The organism is Oerskovia sp. Root918 (genome assembly GCF_001428945.1).
In the GTDB taxonomy this organism is placed as follows: Bacteria; Actinomycetota; Actinomycetes; order Actinomycetales; family Cellulomonadaceae; genus Oerskovia; species Oerskovia enterophila.
The window spans coordinates 594,830-611,126 of sequence record NZ_LMJG01000001.1 but is presented as its reverse complement, the minus strand read 5'-3'; the positions used below and the strand labels follow the sequence as shown (position 1 = coordinate 611,126).

At 72.9% G+C, this 16,297-nt stretch carries 11 protein-coding genes; 3 read left to right on the top strand and 8 right to left on the bottom strand.

Features of this window, described 5'->3' with window-relative positions:
• Nucleotides 1–162: 162 nt before the first annotated feature.
• From manA to ASE27_RS02615, 3 genes are all read right to left on the bottom strand, one after another.
• Complete coding sequence (gene manA / locus ASE27_RS02625) at nt 163–1,446, bottom strand: mannose-6-phosphate isomerase, class I (protein ID WP_056645412.1); 1,284 nt, start codon at nt 1,444–1,446, stop codon at nt 163–165.
• A 16-nt stretch (nt 1,447–1,462) separates the two neighbouring features.
• Entirely contained in the window at nt 1,463–2,932 is a 1,470-nt protein-coding gene (locus tag ASE27_RS02620) for an NCS2 family permease (RefSeq protein WP_056645409.1), read from the bottom strand.
• 68 nt (nt 2,933–3,000) lie between these two features.
• On the bottom strand, nt 3,001–4,518 hold the full coding sequence (locus ASE27_RS02615) for a sugar transferase (RefSeq protein ID WP_082608417.1): 1,518 nt from the start codon (nt 4,516–4,518) through the stop codon (nt 3,001–3,003).
• Between the two features lie 591 nt (nt 4,519–5,109).
• Between ASE27_RS02615 and ASE27_RS02610 the strand changes: the two genes are divergently transcribed.
• Both ASE27_RS02610 and ASE27_RS02605 read left to right on the top strand, forming a co-directional pair.
• The gene (locus tag ASE27_RS02610) at nt 5,110–5,358 is read left to right on the top strand and encodes a DUF2530 domain-containing protein (RefSeq protein WP_235534132.1); all 249 of its coding nucleotides are present in this window, start codon (nt 5,110–5,112) and stop codon (nt 5,356–5,358) included.
• Nucleotides 5,359–5,507: 149 nt separating this feature from the next.
• Nucleotides 5,508–6,617 (top strand): acyl-CoA desaturase, encoded by a 1,110-nt coding sequence (locus tag ASE27_RS02605; protein ID WP_231907564.1) that lies wholly within the window; start codon nt 5,508–5,510, stop codon nt 6,615–6,617.
• Between the two features lie 25 nt (nt 6,618–6,642).
• Here the strand turns inward: ASE27_RS02605 and ASE27_RS02600 are convergent, their stop codons facing one another.
• Genes ASE27_RS02600 through ASE27_RS02585 form a run of 4 tightly spaced genes read right to left on the bottom strand, consistent with a single transcriptional unit; the run spans nt 6,643 to nt 12,835 of the window.
• Nucleotides 6,643–7,917 (bottom strand): MFS transporter, encoded by a 1,275-nt coding sequence (locus ASE27_RS02600; protein WP_082608416.1) that lies wholly within the window; start codon nt 7,915–7,917, stop codon nt 6,643–6,645.
• A gap of 19 nt (nt 7,918–7,936) precedes the next feature.
• Nucleotides 7,937–11,404 (bottom strand): hypothetical protein, encoded by a 3,468-nt coding sequence (locus ASE27_RS02595; RefSeq protein WP_056645403.1) that lies wholly within the window; start codon nt 11,402–11,404, stop codon nt 7,937–7,939.
• Nucleotides 11,401–12,450: a DUF3027 domain-containing protein gene (locus tag ASE27_RS02590; protein ID WP_056645401.1), complete on the bottom strand. Its 1,050-nt coding sequence runs from the start codon at nt 12,448–12,450 to the stop codon at nt 11,401–11,403. Before ASE27_RS02590 ends, ASE27_RS02595 begins: the two co-directional genes overlap by 4 nt.
• A 1-nt stretch (nt 12,451) precedes the next feature.
• A complete protein-coding gene (locus ASE27_RS02585) occupies nt 12,452–12,835 on the bottom strand; it encodes a cold-shock protein (protein ID WP_056645398.1) in 384 nt (127 codons plus the stop codon).
• 274 nt (nt 12,836–13,109) lie between these two features.
• On the opposite strand from ASE27_RS02585, the gene ASE27_RS02580 reads away from it, so the two are divergent.
• A complete protein-coding gene (locus ASE27_RS02580) occupies nt 13,110–15,098 on the top strand; it encodes a DUF3352 domain-containing protein (protein WP_056645393.1) in 1,989 nt (662 codons plus the stop codon).
• 525 nt (nt 15,099–15,623) lie between these two features.
• On the opposite strand, the gene ASE27_RS02575 is transcribed toward ASE27_RS02580, so the two are convergent.
• Nucleotides 15,624–16,283 carry a TetR/AcrR family transcriptional regulator gene (locus ASE27_RS02575; RefSeq protein ID WP_056645389.1) on the bottom strand — a complete coding sequence of 220 codons (660 nt, stop codon included), beginning with the start codon at nt 16,281–16,283 and terminating at the stop codon, nt 15,624–15,626.
• Nucleotides 16,284–16,297 lie beyond the last annotated feature (14 nt).

Genomic DNA, 16,297 nt, shown 5'->3' with positions numbered 1-16,297 from the left:
CCGCGCCCAGTCCCCCGCCCCTGCGAGTCGTCACATCTGCCATCCTGGCTCGTTGCAATGGAGCACCCGTATCCAGCGCGGACGCGGGAAGTGCTCGGACGAGCAGGCCTCGGAGTGCGGCACTATAGTACCGCTCCCAGGCCATTCACAGCAGCGGGCGTCTCACGGCACGTACGCGACGACCGTCCGCCCTGATCCGCGCAGCGCCAACGTTCCTGCAGCGTGCGGGACGAAGACCGACTCGCCCGCGCGCACCACTGCCTGCAGAGATTCACCCGGTGTGCCACTACCGGCAGCAGGACACTCCACCTCGATCTGCCCGTCGAGGACCAGCACGATCCGGGGCCCCTCGGCCGGCACTGCCACGGCCCCGTCGCCGACGGTCACCTCTCCCATGACGAGCGCGAACTCCGGGATCGCCGCCCGGTACTCCTGCAGCCCGCCGCCGGCCGCGAGCGTGCCCCGACGTCCGGGCGCGGTCCCCGCCCCGAGCCGCCGGACCCGCGGGCGGGCCGCAGGCCCTGGTGCGTACGCGACGCACGCCAGCAGGGCCTCGACGTCCACCCGCTTGGTGGTCAGCCCGGCACGCAGCACGTTGTCCGAGCTCGACATGACCTCGACCGCGCACCCCGAGAGGTAGGCGTGCACGTGCCCGGCCGGGACGAACATCGACTCCCCCGGCTCGAGCGTGACGCGGTTGAGCATCATCGACACGATCGCCCCGGGATCCCCCGGGTGCTGCTCCGCGAGAGACACCACGGTGGCGTCGGCGCGAGGCGACGTCGTGCCCGCACCCAGCCGAGCAGCGACGTCGGCGACCGTCACGGCCAGGTCCGCTGCGACGTCGGGCAGGGTCCTCGCGTGCAGCGCGAGCGTGAACGCCTCCTGCAACCCGGCTGCAGAAGGGCGCGCCGCGAGCGCGGCCCGCATCCGGGCGACCAGGTCCCCCCGGAGCCCGTCGAGCAGCTCCAGGACCCGCGCCGGACGCCGGAACCCCGAGAGTCCCTCGAACCTGCTGATCGCGACGACCATCTCCGGCTTGTGCTGGTCGTCGTGGAAGCTGCGCTCGGCCGACCCTCGTGGGATGCCCGCCCGGTTCTCGCGGTTGAACCCCGCCCGCGCCCGGTGCGGCTGCGGGTGGACCTGCAACGACAGCGCGCGATCCGCCGCAAGCACCTTGAGCAGGTACGGCAGGCGCGGACCGTACTCGTCCAGCACGCGCTGCCCGAGCATCGCGACCGGGTCCGCACGGATCAGGTCCGCCAGGGACGCCGAAGGCCCGCCGTCGGCCGAAGCCGACGACGGGCCCTTCGGGTGTGCGCCCATCCACATCTCGGCGAGAGGGCCTCCGTCCTGCTCCAACCCCAGCAGCGAGTGCAGGGCACTCCTCGAACCCCAGTCGTAGGACTGGAGCGTGGGCGTCAGGTGCAGGATCGGCGAGGTCATCGCCAGCGAGCGTACGTCAGACGCCCAGCGCGTCGCTGATCGGGTCGAGGGTGAAGTAGATGACGAACGCGGCCGCGGCCACCCACATGAGCGGGTGGATCGCCTTGACCTTGCCCAGCGCCAGCTTGATGACCACGAACGCCAGGAAGCCCGCACCGATGCCGGCCGTGATCGAGTAGGTGAACGGCATGAGCGCGATCGTGAGGAACGCGGGGATCGCGACCTCGACGTTGTTCCACTTGATGCCCGTGATCTGGGTCATCATGAGGAAGCCGACGAGGACGAGCGCCGGTGCGGCCGCCTCGCTCGGGACCAGGGCGACGAGCGGCGACAGGAAGGTCGCCAGGAGGAAGGCGATGCCGGTCACGACAGCCGAGAGGCCCGTACGGGCGCCCTCGCCCACGCCGGTCGTCGACTCCACGTAGCTCGTGTTGGACGAGACGCTCGCGGCGCCACCGGCCGCGGCAGCGACCGAGTCCACGATGAGGATCGCGCGCGACTTGGGCGGGTTGCCCGTCTCGTCGAGCAGCTTGCCCTCTGCGCCGACGGCGACCATGGTGCCCATGGTGTCGAAGAAGTCCGCGAGGAGCAGCGAGAAGACGAGCAGGACGACGGTGACGACGCCGACCTTCTCGATCGAGCCCAGCAGCGAGAACTGACCCAGCAGACCGAAGTCGGGGACCGAGACGGGGCTGCCGTCGAGAGCCGGGGCGTTCAGGCTCCAGCCGTTCGTCGCACCGGCGCCCTTGGTGCCGACGCCCGCGATCGCCTGGATGACCACCGCGAGGACCGTCGCGGCGAGGATCGAGATGAGGATCGCGCCCCGGACCTTGCGGACCCACAGGACGATCATGAGGACCAGGCCCACCACGAAGACGAGGATGGGCCAGCCCGCGAGGGACCCGGTCGCGCCGAGCTGGAGCGGCGTCCCGCCGCCCGAGGCGACGAAGCCCGCGTTGACCAGACCGACGAGCGCGATGAACAGTCCGATGCCGACGCTGATCGCCGTCTTGAGCTCGACCGGGACGGCACGGAACACGGCCTCGCGGAATCCCGTGAGGACGAGCACGAGGATGATGAGCCCCTCGATGACCACGATGCCCATCGCGTCGGCCCACGTGACGTCAGGGATCGTGGCGATCGTGAACGCGACGACCGCGTTGAGGCCCAGGCCCGCGGCCAGAGCCATGGGGTAGTTCGCGAAGACGCCCATCGCGATCGTCATGATCCCGGCGACGAGCGCCGTGGTGGCCGCGATCATGGCCATGTTCGGTCCGTCGGTGCCGCCGCCAAGGAAGCGGCCCGTGCCGTCCGCACCCGAGAGGATGATCGGGTTCAGGATGATGATGTAGGACATCGCGAAGAACGTGACGAGACCGCCACGGATCTCGGCGCCGATGGTCGAGCCGCGCTCGGTGATCTTGAAGAAGCGGTCGATGCCGCTGGAACGCGGGGGTGCTTCGCGCTCGTCAGTCGTGGTGGTCATGGGGAGAATGGTGCCAGATGTCGTGTCGCGCCCCCGAATCGGTGGCGTTACGTGCTAGTGAACGACGCTCAGTACGCCCCGTGACCCGACACCACGGCGCGCGCCGTGCGGGCCAGGATCAGGAAGTCCCCGAACATGGTCCAGTTCTCCACGTAGTACACGTCGAGGCGCACGCTCTCCTCCCAGGAGAGGTCCGAGCGGCCGCCGACCTGCCACAGGCCCGTGAGGCCCGGCTTGACCAGGAGGCGGCGACGGACCTTCTTCTCGTACTGGCTGACCTCGCGCGGCAGCGGCGGGCGCGGGCCCACGAGGCTCATGTCGCCTCGCAGCACGTTGAAGATCTGGGGCAGCTCGTCGAGCGAGTACCGGCGGATGAACCGGCCCACGGGAGTCACACGCGGGTCGTCGCGGATCTTGAACAGCAGCCCCGACCCCTCGTTCGCCTGGGCGAGCGCCGTGAGGTCCAGCTCCGCGTCGACGCGCATCGAACGGAACTTGAGCATGGAGAACGTCTCGCCGTTGCGACCCACGCGCTGCTGCGAGTAGAAGACGGGTCCCTTGCTCGTGAGCCACACCGCGAGGCCGACCGTGATCAGCACGGGCAGGAGCAGGATCGTGAGGATCGCTGCGCCGAACCAGTCCGAGATCGACTTGAACACGAACTTGGGGCCCGTGAACCGCGGGGCGTCGACGTGCAGGAGCGACACCGACTCGGCGGGGGTGATGGTGATGCGCGGGCCGGCCACGTCGACCAGCTCCGTCGTGAGCATGAGGTCGACGCCCACGGGCTCGAGCTCCCAGCTCAGGTGCCGCACGACCTCCGCGGTCACGGCGTCCGACCCGCTCACCGCGACGCACCCGGCCTCGACGCGCGCGGCGATCTGCCCCGCAGACCGCAGGTCACCGAGGATCGGGACGCCCAGGATCGAGTCGCCGTCTCGCACCTGGCCGCTGGGGATGCACACGGCCACGACGCGGTAGCCCGAGCTGTCGCGCTCGTTGAGGTCGCGGATCAGCCGCTCGGCCTGGTCGCGGTGACCGATCGCCAGGACCGCGGTCCGGTGCGAGCCGGCAGACCGCTTGCGGTGGAGCCACTGGCGCCAGAGGTAGCGCCCCAGGAGGAGACCGCCCAGCCCCAGGGGGAACGCGACCACGAGGTAGCCACGGCCCTCCGGGAAGCGGAAGAGGAACGCGAGGATCGCCAGGACGGCGAACAGTCGCCACGAGGAGTCGAAGACCCGCTGGTACTCGGTGGGCCCGCTGCCCACGATCCGCACGTCCCGCGTCTTGGAGAACGCGAGCGAGCCGGCCCAGGCGACGCCGATCAGCACGCTCAGGACCAGGTACGGGACACCGACGTCCTCACGGACCGGCTGGCTGATGAACTTGTCCCAGCGCAGGAAGTACGCGGCGACGACACCGACCATGATGGCGAGCGTGTCGGTCGCCACGAGGCGGATCCGGTAGGACCTGTCCCAGGAGACCTCGGCGAACGACGCACGGGCCGCCCGGAGAGGAGCGGCAGGCGAAGCGGTGAAGATGTGGCGGAGTCCACGACGCGTGTCGTGGATGACGCTTCCGGCCATGGCCCGGCTACCTCTCGATAAAGTCCTGCAGCCGACTTCTTGACTGCGCGGAACGACTCATACTAGGAGCCGTCCCCAGGTAATAAGAATGCTGTGAAGGCCTTTTCACCCGGGTGAGAAGGTTGCGGACGCTCGGACTCTCAGCCCTGAGATTCAGCGCCTCCCGGCAGGAGGCGCATGCAGCGTGCTGGGGCAGGAATGGGAGTCGGACGACCGTCCAAGTAAAGGTCCCGAGGAGACGACCTCCGGGGGGACGCTGCGGTGCGTCACCCCGAACCCTGGACGTGCGTCCAGGTCTGAGCGTTCATCGAGCCTTCGGATACTAGCGGCTGTCGAGGCGAGGACGGAACCGTCGTCCACCGTTCGTCTCATACTGGAAGGATGAACGGCCGCCCAGGTTGTGACGCCGGTCACCGGGTGAAAAGGGCATCGCGCCGGAAGAGGGCAAACGGCCGACCCCAGGAGGCTTCGGCATGCACCGACACGTGCCCGCGCGCCTCGGCGCGCAGGCCGCGCCCGGCCCGTCACGCCGCAGATTTCACCCGCTCCCCCGGCTCACGCCGCCCGCACTAGACTCGTCCCGTGCCCTCGATGATCTCCCTCCTGATCCACCCGGAGCGGCGCCGCCCCAACCCGCCGGCGCTCCGCGTCGACCTGCGCCACGTCGCCCTCGCCGGGATGTCCCTCTGGGCGATCGCCCTCGCTGTCTCGCTGGTCCTGCTCGCGCTCGGGCACGTGACGTACCAGGCCCCGGCCACGTGCGGCGCGGGCCTCCTGCTGGGCCTCGTCGGCCTCGCGTGGGAGCGCAGGAACCGTGCGGAGTACCGCTCGCCCGAGTGAGCCGCACCCGCCGGGGGCCTTCGTCGCCCCGCTTCCCGCGCCGCCCTCCCGATAGGGGGGACAACCCCATAGTTCTTCGCCCACCCCGTTCGTAGAGTCGATCACGCGGCGTCTTGTTTTGCGTCCGCCCCCCGATCGACGAGTGGACGATGATGACGCCTAGCAGCGCGGTACTGGAGCTCGACCCCCCTCAGGCGAAGGCGCCGTCGGCTCGCCAGCGACAGGTCAGCGACTTCTCGGAGCTGACCCGCATGGTCCAGGAGACCGGGCTCATGCGTCGTCGCTACGCCTACTACTGGGCGCGGTTCGCGGGCATCGTGGCACTGCTCGCCGCGTGCGGCGTGGGCATGGTGCTGCTGGGCGACTCGTGGTGGCAGCTCGCGATCGCGGGCGCGCTGGGCGTGCTGTTCACGCAGATGGCGTTCCTGGGGCACGACGCGGCGCACCGCCAGATCTTCCGCTCGGGTCAGTGGAACGACTGGGCGAGCCTGGTCATCGCGAACCTGTTCGGCGGGCTGAGCTACGGCTGGTGGCTGCACAAGCACTCCAAGCACCACCAGAAGCCCAACGTCCTGGGCACGGACCCGGACATGATCAACGGCGTCCTCGTGTGGGAGACCGAGACGCTCGAAAAGCCCAAGACCGGTGTCCGCGGGTGGCTCGCGTCGCACCAGGGCTACTGGTTCTTCCCGCTCCTGCTCCTCGAGGGCCTCAACCTGCACGTCAACGGTCTCAAGACGATCTTCGGCAAGGAGCCGGTCAAGCGCCGCGCGGTCGAGATCACCTTCGTCACGATCCGCCTGGTCGGGTTCGCCGCGGCGGTCTTCCTGCTCATGCCCGTGGGCATCGGCTTCGCCTTCATCGGTGTCGAGCTCGCCGTGTTCGGCTTCCTCATGGGGGCCTCGTTCGCCCCCAACCACAAAGGCATGCCGGTCATCGCGCCCGACGTCAAGATCGACTTCCTGCGCCGCCAGGTCCTCATGAGCCGCAACATCCGCGGAGGCCGCGCGGTCGACGTCTTCATGGGCGGCCTCAACTTCCAGGTCGAGCACCACCTCTTCCCCAGCATGCCGAGCCCCGCGCTCCGCAAGGTCCGCCCCATGGTCATCGAGTTCTGCCAGGCCAAGGGCATCAAGTACACCGAGACGACGCTGATCGACTCCTACCGGATCGTCATCGCGTACCTCAACCGGGTGGGCATCGCCTCGCGCGACCCGTTCCAGTGCCCCCTCACGGCGCAGTTCCGCTCGGCACGCTGAGCACGCCTCCGGACGCACCGTCGGGTCAGGATCGGGACGAGGTCTCGATCCCGGCCCGACGGCGTGTGGTCCGGTTCGCGTGCACGGACCACCGGGGCACCCACCTCGCGAGCGCGACCGCCCCGAGCAGCCCGACCGTCCCGGACGCGACGATCCCGCCCGCGAGGCTGCCGAGCGCGGCCCCCGCCGAGACCACGAGCGGGCCCAGTGCGGCCCCGGAGTCCTGGAAGAGGCGCCAGATCCCGAGGAACTGGGCGCGCACGTCCGGTGGAGCGACGTCGGCCCCGAGGGTCATGAGGATCCCCGAACCGATCCCGTTGCCGAACCCCATGACCATCGCGACGACGGCCACCCCGGCGACCGTGCTCGTGAGCGGCAGGACGACGATTGCCCCGCCCAGCACGACCATGCAGGGGATCGCGACCCACAGCCGGCCCATGCGGTCCATGACCTTGCCGGCCGGGTAGAAGAGCAGCATGTCGACCGCGCCGGACAGCCCGAAGATCACGCTCGTCGTCGCGGGGCTGAACCCCAGGTGCTCCGACCACAGGGGCAGCACGACCTGGCGGGCCGCGCGCGTCGCACCGACCATGACGACCGCGAGCCCGAGCGTCGCGAAGACCCGCCGGTTCTCGACCAGGACGGTCCGGAAGCTCACGGGGGCCGCGGTCCGGCGGTGCTCGGTGGACCGGGCCGCGACGTCGGGCACCACGAGGGTCACGAGCCCCGCGAGCAGGCTCGTCCCCACGGCCAGCCAGTACGCGGCCTGCAGGTCCCACACCGCGAGCACGGCCGCCGCGGCGAACGGGCCGACGAACGCCCCGATCCGGTGCGTACCCGCGAGCGTCGACAGCGCGCGGGCGCGCTTGAGCACGGGGGTGACCTCGGTCAGGTAGGCCTGGCGCGCGAGCATGAAGACCGCGTTGGTCATGCCGACGCAGAAGACCCCGGCGCCCAGGACCCACAGGTTGGGCGCGAGCGCGCACGCGACGAGCCCCACGACCGACGCCGCAGCGGCCGTCATCATGGCCCGCCGGTCGCCGAACCTCGCGGCGAACGCGCCCGCGGGCACGTCCCCGGCGATCTGCCCGATCCCCAGGAGCGCCACGACGAACCCCGCGAGCGCGATCCCCGCGCCCATCGAGAGTGCGGTCAGCGCGATCACGGGCACGATCGCGCTGACCCCGGCCTCGAACACGAACGTGGGGACGTACACGCCGCCCACGAGCCGACGGTCGAAGATGCCCGAGGGCCCGTCGTCCGACGGCGTCGCGCGGCTGGGGCGGGTCGTGCGGCTCATGCGGTGCGTGACGTGCGGGTCATCGGTCCCACGCCGACTCGGCGAGCAGCTCGTCGGCCGCGTCGGGGTCCAGGAGCGCGACCTCGAGCAGGTGCCGCGCGTCCGGGCGACCGGCCGCGGCGGCGAGCCCCCGCGCGAGGCCCGACGTCGTCGCGGCGTGCACCTGCACCCCGTCGCGTCCCGCGCACACCCACCAGTCGACCTCGGCGCCGTCCACGCTCAGGGTGTCGTGCTCGAACCAGCGCGCGGGGACGTCCGGGACGAGCCCCACGACACGGGGGTCGACGGCCTGAGGCGAGCCCTCGCCGTCGGGCAGGGGGACGTCCACGCTCCCCGGGGGCGCGAGCAGCGGGAGGTCGAGCAGGTCCGCGAGGGCCTCGCCCACACGCGCCGCCTCGCCCGCGCTGCCGGGCGCGACGGGCAGCACGGTCCGCACCTGCGCCCACATGGCGCTCGTCGCGACGGCCAGGTCCTCGGCCGCTACGCACGTCGCGCGCCCTGCGCGCAGGCCGGGCAGGCGCTCGGGCAGCTCGTCGAGCACCTCCGCGGCAGGGGCGCGACCCGCGAGCGCGCCCAGCCCGCGCCACACCGCGAGCGAGGCGGGCAGCGGGAGGGGCGTGCCGACGTCGGGCAGCGCGGCGAGGTACCCCGACCAGTCCGCCGGGTCCAGGTCCTCGAGCCGGGCGACCCCGCCCAGCGCGCGCACCACCTCGGCGTCCAGGCCGCGCACGGCCGGGGGCGGGTCGGCCAGGAAGGGGACGGTGCCGGGCTGGGCCGCGAAGGGCGCGCCGAGGTGCCGGCGCAGCCACCACGCGGTGTACGACGGCGCGTCCCCCACCCGCGCGCTCCCCTGGCCCCGGACGGGGGCGAGGAGAGCGGCGCGGGCGTCGGGGTCGTGCGCGAGGCGCGCGAGGAACGCGGGCCAGGCGTCGTCGGACACGGCGTCGAGGTCCGCGACCCCGTCGAGGTCGCCCACGTACGCCCCACCACCGTGCAGGCCCGCGAGGAAGTCCAGGTAGTCGGTCCAGCCCGCGAGCCAGGACTGCGGGTCGGCCGGGTCGGCCGCGTCGTCAGCCAGGTCGGTCCCCCTGGCCCACGGGGTCAGGACGTCCGCGACCCGGTAGACCGACACGTCCGCCTGGACACCGACCGCGCGCAGCACGTCCTCGCTCCACGCGCCCGACGGCTCGGCCTGCGCGACGAGCGGCACCAGGCCGTCGAGGTGCTCGGCCGCCCACGACCCGGGCAGCACGCATTCGCGCGCCGGGGACAGGTCGCCGTCGGCGGTGGGCAGGGGGAGCTCGCCGAGCCAGAAGGGCAGCTCGGCGGGCAGCGCGCCCTCGTCGAGCGCGGCCCGCACCAGGGCGAGCACCTGCCCGACGGCGGAGGGCACCTGGGCGGGCACGTCCCCCTCGGTGCCGGGAAGCGGGGCGTCGGGCTCGCTACCTGGCAGGGGAACGGCCGTCCACGGCTCGGGCTCGACGTCTCCGAGGTCCTCGAGGTCGCCCAGGAGCGGATCGCCGTCCGCGGCCTCGTCCGCGAGGTGCAGGACGTGGTCCTTGACCGCGGGCTCCTCGAGGAGCGTGCGCGCCGAGGACACCGTGGCGCCGAGGCGTTCGAGGAGCGGGTGCGCCGCCTCCGGGTGGACGAGCCGCAGACCGAGCGAGCGCGCGAGCGCGAGGAACGGCGGGGAACCAGCCTTGCCGGCTGTGCCGGCCGTGCTCGGATCCTGGTCGTCCGGCGTGAGCAGGAGCGTGCCGCGGGCCCCCCTCACCGTGCGTCCGTCCGCGAGCGGGACGGTGACGGCACCGAGAGCGTCGAGCACGCCCGGCTGGCCGCGGTGCGGCGCAAGGACCGTGTAGATCTCCCGCCAGCTGCGCGGGCCCATGCCCGCGGGAAGCTCGTCGAGCACGTCGGCCAGGTCACGGGCCTGCACGCCCAACGAGCGCGCGACCGCGAGGAAGGGTGACGGGACGTCCACGAGTCCGGGCACCCAGCGTCCGAGGACCCGGAGCACGTCGGGATCGCGGCCCACCTCGCCCGCAAGGACCTGAGCGTCTCGGGGGGCGACGAGGTGCCGTAGAGCGTCCGGCTCGTCCTGGTCGTCCCTGTGCGCCGTCGGCGCAGTGTTCTCTCGGACCGGGGCGAGCATCGGCGTGCCCCGCAGGGCGTCGAGGGCGACGTCTCGGATCCGCGCGTCGACCTCGCTCGCGGGCAGACCGGTGGGGACGAGCCCGAGGACGTGCCCACCGCGGACCGGGACGTGGCCGGGATCGATCCCGAGGACCGAGCCGGGCCGGGCGTCCGGCTCGCTCGCAGAGGGGCTCGGGTCGACCGCCCCCTGCGCCGCGAGCCGGGCGAGGAGGCGCGCGTAGGCCTCGCCCGCCCGTGCCGCGAGAGCCTGGGCCACGGGACCGGCCAGGACGTGGCGCCTGCTCGGGTCGAGCGGGAAAGACGCGATCAGGAGCGCGGGGAAGGTCAGCCGCTCGTCGGTCGGCGTGGGTGCGTGCAGCAGGCCCGGGACCGCGGTCGGCTCGTGCGGCAGGGCCCACAGGAGCGACCACCCCGCATGCCGCTGCTCGACCGGGAGCGACGTGAGCAGGTCGGCAGGGGTCTCCCCCGCGTCCCGCAGCACGGTCCACCGGGCGTCGGCGTCCTGGAGGCGGCGCACCTCGCCGGCGCCCGCGACGTCCACGACGACCTCGCCGAGCGCGGGCAGGGCAAGGAGCAGGGCGTCGTCGAGCTCGTCGAGCTGGTGGCGAACAGCCTGGACGGCCTCGTCGTCCCGCAGGCGCAGCGACACGACGGTGTCCGCGGGCGCGGCGGGCGACCGATCTGTGGGCAACGGGTCAGCGGGGAACGGCAGCCGCAGCACCGGGAGCGCAGCTCCCCGCTCGCGGACCGCGGCCGCGAGCCTGTCAGCGTCCGCCCGGTCCGCCCCGGAAGCTCTCGTCAGCCCGTCCAGGGCCTCGCGCGTGCGCTCGAGCGAGAACTCGACGCCGCCCAGCGTCGACCGGACCACGATCTCGTCGGCCACCGACCGCACGGCTGCGAAGCCCACGCCGAACCGGCCCACCCGCCCGGGTCCCGCGACCGCGGAGGTGCGCTCCGCCGTCGGGCCGGAGCCGGACCCCGGAGCGGGGGCGTCCGGGCGAGCCCCGGACGGGGCGAGCTTGGCGGAGGCGCGCATGGACGCCAAGGACGCGACACCAGCCGCGTCCAGCGGGGCGCCCGAGTTCTCGGCCGTGAGCCACCAGGCACCCGCCTCGTCCGGCGCGAGGCGCAGGACGAGGCGGCCCGGGACGCCCGCGTGCGCCGCGGCGTCGGCCGCGTTCTGCGCGAGCTCGACGACCACACGGTCGCGGTAGTAGCCGCGCGCGTGGTCCTCCTCGGTGTTCGCGTCCTCCCGGAAGCGAGTCGGCGACGCGAGCCACGCCTCCGAGACAGCCCGGCGCAGGGCCGCTGTCCCGAAGGCGTCCTCGGTCACCGTGAGGGCTCGTCCGGCGCGGCGTCCTCGGCAGGGGCGGACGGCTCCTCGCCCGGACCGTCACCCGTGGAGTCGGCCGACGAGGCGCCCGGCTCGGGCAGCGTGATGCGCGACAGCGCGAGCTGGATGCTCGCCTCGACCTCGGCCGAACGCTCCACGGGGGCAGCCTCGACGTCGACGGGCACGTCGACGTGCGCCCTGCCGCCGTCCGTCGCCGGACCGGCCGTCTCGCTCGACGCCTGCGCGGCATCGAGGAACTGCACGATCTCGACGTCCATCTCGTCGATCAACGGGTCCGGCGCGGGCCAGTCCGTCGGGTGCGGCTCGACGTCCGTCTCCGAGTGCGCCCCGCACCCGTGGTCGAGGCTCACGACCTTGCCGTCGTCCGGGGACCACGGGTTGGCGCAGACCGCGAAGAGCTGGCCGAGCGCCCCCTGGAGCGGGACCAGGAAGCCGCACGAGCCGCACTCGGCGCTCGACGCGACCGCGCCCGGCGCCGTGGGTCCCCGCGTGCCGCGGTACCAGCGCTCGGCGGCCTCGTCACGGCCCTGCGGCGAGAGCACGCGCACGCGGGCGAGCGCGAGCTCCTCGATCGCGACCTCGTCCTGCTCCTCGTCGCCCGTCGGCACGTAACCCGGCTCGAGGCGTGGGTCGTCCGCCTGGAACGGCAGCACGTCACCCGTGCCGATGTCGCCGGGGCGCAGGCGCTCCGACCACGGCAGCCACTCGGGGGCCAGGATGGCGCCGTCGCCCGGCAGGAGCTCGACCTCGCAGACCGTCGCGACACGACCGCGCGGCACGCGGGCGAGCGTCACCGTCCAGCGCCACCCCCGGTACCCGAGCATGGTGCAGGCGAACAGGTGGGAGATCAGGCGGTCCTCGACGGCGAGGGTCCCCAGGTGCTCCCCGACGTCCCCGGGGTGCTCGGCGACCTGCTCCGCCGCGGCACGCGCCAGGTCCACCGCACCCGTGAGCACGGCGTCCTTGGCGGCGCGCGCGCTCACGCGACGAACGGTCGGTCCTTCAGCGGCGGCCACGGCAGCCATGTCATGCCTCCAGGTCGTCGGCGACAGCGCGCAGGACCCGGGCGATCTGGGCTCCCTTGGCGGCGTCCGGGTAGCGGCCACGGCGCAGCGAACCGCCCACCTGGTCCATCACCTTGATGAGGTCCTCGATCGCGACCCCGAGCTCCTCGGCAGGGCGGCGCTGCGCCTTGGCGACCGAAGGCGCCGGGTCGAGCAGCTTGATCGCGAGCGCCTGCGGGCCGCGGCGGCCGTCGGCCACACCGAACTCCACCCGGGCACCGGGCTTGGGCGCAGCAGCGCCGTCGGGCAGCGCGGAAGCGTGCAGGAAGACCTCGTCTCCCTCATCGCTGGCGATGAAGCCGAACCCTCGTTCGGTGTCGAACCACTTGACCTTGCCGGTGGGCACGTGAACCTCGTTTGTGCTCGTGGGAATCAGAACTCCCAGGTTACCGGGCGCGCGCCCCCACCGTCGCATCCGCCCGGCCGCGTCCGGGAGCGGGCTCCGGGTGAGAAACACGGGACGCGACGAGCCGCGAGCCGCACGGCCCCGCGGCAGCCCGCCACGGAGGGGAGAACTCCCCATGAGAGGGGGCGGCGGCGGACCCGCTGGCTCCACTAGCCTTCAGGCGACCGCCGGCCCCGCAGCGCCGGACGCGCCGCCCCCGACACAGAGGTTCTTCATGACCACGCCGCCCACCTTCCCGCCCGCCGACCCTTCCGGGGCGTGGCAGCAGCCTGCCGGCTACCCACCTCCCGCCCCGGGCCCCGTCAAGCCTTCGCGCCTGCGCACGGGCCTGGTCCTGGGCGGTGCGGCGACCGCCGCACTCGTCCTGGTGGGCGGCGGGGTCTTCGCGTACACGACGCTCGACGGCGGCGGCGCGCAGCCCGAGGCCGCGCTCCCGGACACCACGATCGCCTACGTGCGCGTCGACCTGGACCCGTCGGCCACCCAGAAGGTCAACCTCCTGCGCCTCGCGAACCGCTTCCCGGACCTCGCGAAGGACCTCGACGTCGACCTGAGCGAGACCGCGGACCTGCGCGAGCTCCTGGTCGACGCGATCGCCGGGAGCGGCGAGTGCACGGTCGACTACGCGGCCGACGTCGAGCCGTGGCTGGGTCAGCGTGCGGGGTTCGCGTCCCTCCCGGCCACCGAGGACGGCGCCGAGCCCGAGCCCGTCGTGGTCCTCCAGGTGACCGACGAGGGCGCTGCCCGCACGGCCATCGAGTCCGAGCTGGGCTGCGGGGACGGCATCGAGCCCGCACAGGTCGCGTTCACCGACGGGTACGCGCTCATCACGTCCGAGACGCTCGCTGCCGCGGACGTCGCGTCCGCCGCGAACAAGGCCCCGCTCGCCGACGACCCGCTGTTCAGCGCGGACAGGAAGGCCCTGGGCGACGCCGGGCTGGTCTCGGTGTGGGTGGACGTCCAGGGCGCCAAGGGCCTGCTGGAGGACTCCCTCGCCGGTCAGGGCGACAGCGAGGAGACGACGGCGGCGCTCGCCGAGCTCGACGGCGTCACCTCGGTCACGGGCGCGCTGCGCGCAGGCTCCGACCACCTCGAGCTCGCGTTCGCGGTGGGCGCCGACGAGGCGACCCTCACCCCGCTCGAGGGCTCCGGGACCTCGCTCCTGACCGGGCTCCCCGACACGACGCTGTTCGCGTCGGCGGGCACGGTCGACCCCGCGGCGATCGACGAGGCGTGGGAGCAGCTGAGCACTCTCGCCGACACGTTCGGGTCCAGCGGGCTGGATGGCCTGGAGGACCTCGGCAGCCTGGGCGGCGACGACCTGCTCGACGACGACTGGTCGCTGTCCTCGAACCCGGTCGGTACGACGACGCTCCCCACGGTGACCGAGGCCGAGTGCGCCGCGCTGCTCGCGCAGCCCGAGTACGCCGCCGACTTCTCCGGGCTCGGCCTCACGGCCGAGGAGGAGGCCGAGTACAAGAGGACCTATGACGAGGCCTTCATGTCGTCGTGCACCGGCACCGACCTGGGCCTGGGGGCCGACGACCTGGGCACCGAGGACCTCGACACCGATCTCGGCACCGACGACCTCTACGGCGACGACTACCTGACGGACGACCCGTACGGCGACGACCTGCTGCCCAGCGGTCTCGGCTTCCAGGAGACGGTCGAAGAGCTCGAGAAGTCGTTCGACATCAAGCTGCCCGAGGACCTCAAGACGCTCCTGGGCGAGCAGATCGTCGTCGCGCTCGACTCCGCGGGTCTCGACGACATCTCGTCGGTGACGGGCCCGGGAGACGTGAGCTTCGGAGCACGCACGATCGGTGACAAGGCGGCGCTCGAGGACCTCCTGGGTCGGATCGACGCGATCCTCGTGGACGCCGGGGCAGACAAGCTCTCGAGCGCCACGACCGAGGACGGCCTCGTGATCGCGTCGAACGACGACTACGCGGCCCAGCTCGCAGCCGAGGGCAAGCTGGGCACCAAGCCCGCGTTCACGACGGTCGTGCCCGACGCGAAGTCGGCCAGCTCGGCGGTTTTCGTCGACATCGACGCGATCGAGAAGATCGCCCGAGCGAACATCGACGCGCTGGGCGGCGACGACTCCTGGATCTCCTACGTCGCGCCCCTCCAGGCGTTCGGCGTGTCGACCCGGGTCGACGGCGGGCACGCCGTGTCGAGCGTGCGCCTCAGCTTCGACTGACCGGCGCGCGCCGGGCCGGCGGCCCGTGAGGGCGCGCCGCACTACAGCGCGACAGCGCGACAGCGCGACAGCGCGACAGCGCGACCGCGCGACACAGATCAACGGCCGGCCACGGGACTCTCGTGGCCGGCCGTCGGTGCTCCCGGATCGAGGGCCACGGCGATCCCTGGGAGCGCGGGCGGCATCGGCTGCAAGGCCACCGCAGCCACGGCCCTGGAGCGGGTGCAGCGGTTCGCCGGACCGGCCGGGCACCGGGCACCGGGCACCGAGCACCGAGCACCGAGCACCGAGCACCGAGCACCGGGCACCGAGCGCGGGACAGGGGATGCCTGCGCAGCGCTTTCCGGTGAGCGGAACTCGCGTTCGCTGACCGGGACAGGGATTCGCTCAGCGAACCCTCTTCGACAAGGCCCCCGCGCCAGGCTCGGCTGGGCTCCCGGCCTGGCTCGGCCCGCAGGGTCGATCGGCGTCGACGAGCGCGAGCTCCGCCGGGCCGCCCCATGATCAGCCAGCTCGTCGCGAGGCTCAGCCCGCGAGATCCAGCGCGCCGAGCAGCTCGGGGTCCGCCCCGGCGGCGAGCAGCCGGGCGCGCATCGCGGCCGCCGCGAGCACGTAGGGGCGGTCGTCGCCCAGCAGCAAGGACCGCGAGTTGGCGGCCTCGTCGAGGGCCAGCAGCTCGAACGCGAGGACCTCGGCCGCGGACTGGTCGATCGCGAGCTCGCCCGCTGCCACCGCCGCCCTCGTCTGGGCCTCGACGTAGCCGTACCAGTCCGCGAGCGCCGACCGCACAGCGGCGTTCACGGGACCCGGTTTGGAGTCGACGTCGGCCGCGGTCGCGGCGAAGAAGCAGCCGCCCGTGAAGACTCTGTCCCTCGAGTACACGAGAGCGTTCCTCAGCAGCACGACCAGGCGGCGCAGGCCCCTCGGCTCGGTGCGCGCCGGCTCGACGATGGTCGCGACGAAGATCTCCCGTGCCGCGACGACGGTCGCGAGCTGCAACCCCTCCTTGCCGTGGAAGAGCGTGGCGATGCTGCTCTTGCTGCGGCCCGACGCCTCGGCCAGGCGACCGATCGTCAGTCCGTCGAGCCCCTCGACCGACGCGAGGTCGGTCGCGCGTGCGAGCACGTCCCGCCGTGACGCGTCACCACGGGCTCGTCGACCGTCCAGGGCTGCGAGTTCTGCCATCCCCCTAGTGTACG